The following is a 3726-nucleotide window of genomic DNA, read 5'->3' on the forward strand; positions in this document are numbered from 1 at the left end:
TATTGGATGCTTACCAAATAACCCTTATATGCTGCCAGACATATAAGGGTTATTTATTGGTGTGAAAGGCGGCTAATATTGGATGCTTACTTAAAAAGAATATGTGTTTACATAGTGAACAGAAAGTGATGCACTTCCAATAAAAGAAAAGGTGTCAAAACAGACAGTAGTACTTGTATTGTATTCGCATCGCACAGAGTTGTCTGTATTGACACACCTTGTTGAGTGCCTTAAAGGCTTCTTCTTTTGTGTTCGGTTATCTCTTAATTGATAAAGTCGCTATCGGTAGGCAATGGTTCGGTTCCTGTTCCAACAACCTTATTATCACTATCGCCAGCCCTCACATTTGTGTACGCCATGAATCCCTCGCCTTCCGTAACGATATTGATTATTTTGACATCGGGTTTGATATAGTTTGCTTTCTTCATGATTTTCTTTTTTTTATTTTACGATATGTTTTTTTCCATTTAGAATGTATACGCCTGTAGGAAGCCCATCAAGTGTTCCTTTTCGTACCACTTGTCCATTAAGGTTGTAAACTATACCTTCTGATTGGTAGTCATTCCCTAACACGTCTTGTATAGCGGTGGTAAAACTATTGTCCTCCACACCGTCAAGTTGGAAAGATAGCTTGGCAGGTGCGGCACCACTAGCACTTGTTTCAATCCAACAACGGAAGCCTTTCACAGGGAACGTGCGTTCGGTGCAATACCAACGTCCGTCTTTGCTTGTAACGTAGGCATTGATTGGAACAATGCGGTCGGTATGTGCATTGTAGCTACCGCAAGCATAGATGTTGTCGGATTGACCTGACATCGGCAGCGAAATAGGAGAGCCTCTCAAAATACCGTTTTCGGGTACTGAATTATCAAGGTGTACATCCTCTATAAAGAAGTAGTCTTGGCTGAATTCTACTGTGCCAACTGTATTGTCGGTATAGATAACGGGTTGGAGTAGCTTGCCTTCAAACGTTCTGTTGCCTACATTTATTGTTTTGAGCAGATACATCGTATTTGGTTCTAACACAATAGCATTGTCAGCAGTATGTGCCACGTCCACCGTTCTAAAATCTATGGTTGCAGCCTTCGTCTGACTTGCCCCATTGAATTTTGCGAGCATTGCATCGTCGTCGAACGCAGAACGGAACTGCTTGGCATTGAGGGCAACAGGCAGCATGAGAGTGTTCCATACGTTGGGAGTGATGGTACGCTTGAGCATGAGCGGTAGGACTATTTGGTCGCGCACCTGCTTGTTAATGACCGATACGTCTGTACTATTTTCGTTCAGTGCCATAGTGTTTTGGTCCATATACAACAAGCGGAAATTGTCTACTGCAATCCATTCGTCTTTATCGTATGCTGGGGCTTTCGTGGTACCTTCGTTTACTCCCATAATACCGATTTCCAATTCTTGGCTGAAAGAGTTTGTTGGATCGCTATCGTTGTCGGGTAAATAGATGGTGACAGAGTTACCAGCGTATCTTCCCTCGTATAGAGCTTTGGCTGCATCAAATCTATTAACAATATTGTCGGCAGGGTCAATAGTGTTCAGGTAGCTGCCTTGCCATGTATTCCGCACAAATTCTCTTGCATATATCAGTCCGTGAAAACCTTTGTAGCGGCCCTGTCTATAGAAACCATTGCAGGTAACCTTGTACCATCCAGGTTTGAAGAGTCTTACTTTTTGGGTAAACGAGCCGTAGTTGGTATTACCTTGTTTGGGCGATGGTCCTCCGATTTCAGCATACCAGTATTTTCCCAACGACTTATTATCCGCCTTATTTGTGTATGCCAGCATATCTGATTTGTCTGATGCACCCACGTTGAATCTAAGGTGAGGACTTGCTTTCCAAATGGCTGTAGAAGTGCTTGAACCGTATGCTTCATCAATAAGAGCCTGTTCGCTTTGACGCTCGAATCCAGCATATCTCAGCATGAACGAGGCTTTGTGGAGTGGATCGCCTACACGGCGTTGTTTATCCATGAGGTCTATCAACTCCTGACGTGTTACAATTCGCCAAAGGTTGTCGGGGTTAGTCAGGTCGGATACGGATGGTGCGGCATTGTACTTAATCATTTTGTTGAGTTTGGTGTTCAACGAGTTGTTAGTGTCGCAGCCGAGCAGCCGTTTTTCGGTATATGTCATGGTCCATCCATTTATGTTGGTGTAGCAAAAAAGGTTGTAATTCAGTTTACCATCTTCCAAAGATTGCGGTATCAAAGTGAATCTGAGAAAAGGCTTAGCAATAGTATTGTGTCCAGTAAGGTCGGTGTATACCATGTCGTCTTTATATCCGAGACACCTGCTCTTCCGTTCGTACAAGCCTCTTATAGCAAGTGAACACTCAGTACCGCCAGCTACCTCAGATTTGTATTTGGGCAACCATGATGGAGACATAATCAACAATGATTGTACAATAGGGGAAAGCTGAATGCTGGTTCCCCACGTTCCTCCTTGTCTGAGGTACATGCCCTGTCCAACGTTATACAGGTAAACTTCTCCTGCATCACCTGTCTTCCCAATGACATTCTTAACGTCTATTCCAGGCCAATCGGGCGTGTCAGTTTGCGCTTGCATCGTTTGTATCATGCCTATGAAGAAGGCTGATAAAAGCAAAATTCTAAATTTCATTTATAGTTATTTATTTTTAAAGTTATTCCTTATTTCCGCAGCGTTTTTGCTTGCAAGAAATGCAAGTGCCTGATACATAAAAGTATTCAAACACTTGCGTATGTCAGAAAATTCACTTATCTTAGTGCTACCAAACATGTAAAACAACAAATCAACTGACATGACAAAAGTAGCAATAAAATCTGACAAAATAACCTCTTTTGGTGGAATTTTTCACGTAATGGATGTTTTTTCCAAACTTGGACTCAATCAAGTCATTGACTCCTCGCTTGGTCAGCGTGGCAGTACAGGTACGGCATTCCAATATAGTGATATTATTTCATCGCTATTTTATAGCTATTTGTGCGGTGCTGATTGCTTAGAAGATATTAACACGCTCGTTGCTCAGCTTTCATTATCTCCCAAATGTACACTTCCTGGGGCAGACACCGTTGGTCGTGGTTTAAACCCAAATTGGTCATTAGAATGAGAATGTATTTTTTTGAGCTTGTTTTGTGATTTATTTTGCATATATCAAAGGAGCATAGCGGGCTATGTAACTGTAGATATAAGCAAAATAAAGCCAAAATAAGGCAAAAAGACATCTCATAAGTTTCGGTAAATAGATAGACAAGCCCTAAACTGGGCTAATGACCGCATTTGGGTTAAAGAATAGCTTCAAACGCTTTGCTGAATTTTATCTTCCTCATTCCCTATGGGTAAGGGAACTTGTGTCCAATAACTAACCTATTTGTGGTAAGTTGAACAAAAAATGACAAATCGACCTTTCTCGTAGGGTTAAATGAGACGCAAGCAAGTTTTGAAACAAACAAGGGAATTGTTTGCGATAGATGCGCACAGAAGTACTTTTTTTCTTTTATCTCTTGCTATTTTTGAGAAAAAAGCTTATATTTGCAAACAAATAACCTAAAAAATATCAAATATCTAAACTGACAACAATGCTAACGTTAAAGAGGTATATATTATCAAGCTTCTATAGAGTATGTCAAAACAGCGGTGTAAATGCATTTTGCGTGCACTCTGCTTGTCGTTCTCTCTCGCTCGGGGGGGGGGGGGCAGTCGCCTAAGGGTTTTGACGCTCTCTGCGTTGTTGAA

General features: G+C 41.5%; 2 protein-coding genes and 1 pseudogene. 1 reads left to right on the forward strand and 2 read right to left on the reverse strand.

What is annotated here, in order from left to right; translation table 11 throughout:
* Window positions 1-263: 263 nt before the first annotated feature.
* Both CZ367_RS15545 and CZ367_RS09695 read right to left on the reverse strand, forming a co-directional pair.
* The gene (locus CZ367_RS15545) at window positions 264-428 is read right to left on the reverse strand and encodes a hypothetical protein (RefSeq protein ID WP_154669327.1); all 165 of its coding nucleotides are present in this window, start codon (window positions 426-428) and stop codon (window positions 264-266) included.
* Between the two features lie 13 nt (window positions 429-441).
* Complete coding sequence (locus CZ367_RS09695) at window positions 442-2631, reverse strand: hypothetical protein (RefSeq protein ID WP_144005975.1); 2190 nt, start codon at window positions 2629-2631, stop codon at window positions 442-444.
* 160 nt (window positions 2632-2791) lie between these two features.
* Here CZ367_RS09695 and CZ367_RS15935 point away from each other — a divergent pair.
* Window positions 2792-3076: pseudogene (locus CZ367_RS15935) on the forward strand (IS1380 family transposase); the annotation flags it as partial.
* Between the last annotated feature and the right edge of the window lie 650 nt (window positions 3077-3726).

The sequence above is a fragment of the Prevotella ihumii genome (assembly GCF_900155655.1).
GTDB classification, from domain to species: Bacteria; Bacteroidota; Bacteroidia; order Bacteroidales; family Bacteroidaceae; genus Prevotella; species Prevotella ihumii.

Bases quoted from the DNA above. Each gene is read 5' to 3' on its own strand.
- CZ367_RS09695 (WP_144005975.1), bottom strand. From the start codon at position 2,631: ATGAAATTTAGAATTTTGCTTTTATCAGCCTTCTTCATAGGCATGATA.
- CZ367_RS15545 (WP_154669327.1), bottom strand. From the start codon at position 428: ATGAAGAAAGCAAACTATATCAAACCCGATGTCAAAATAATCAATATC.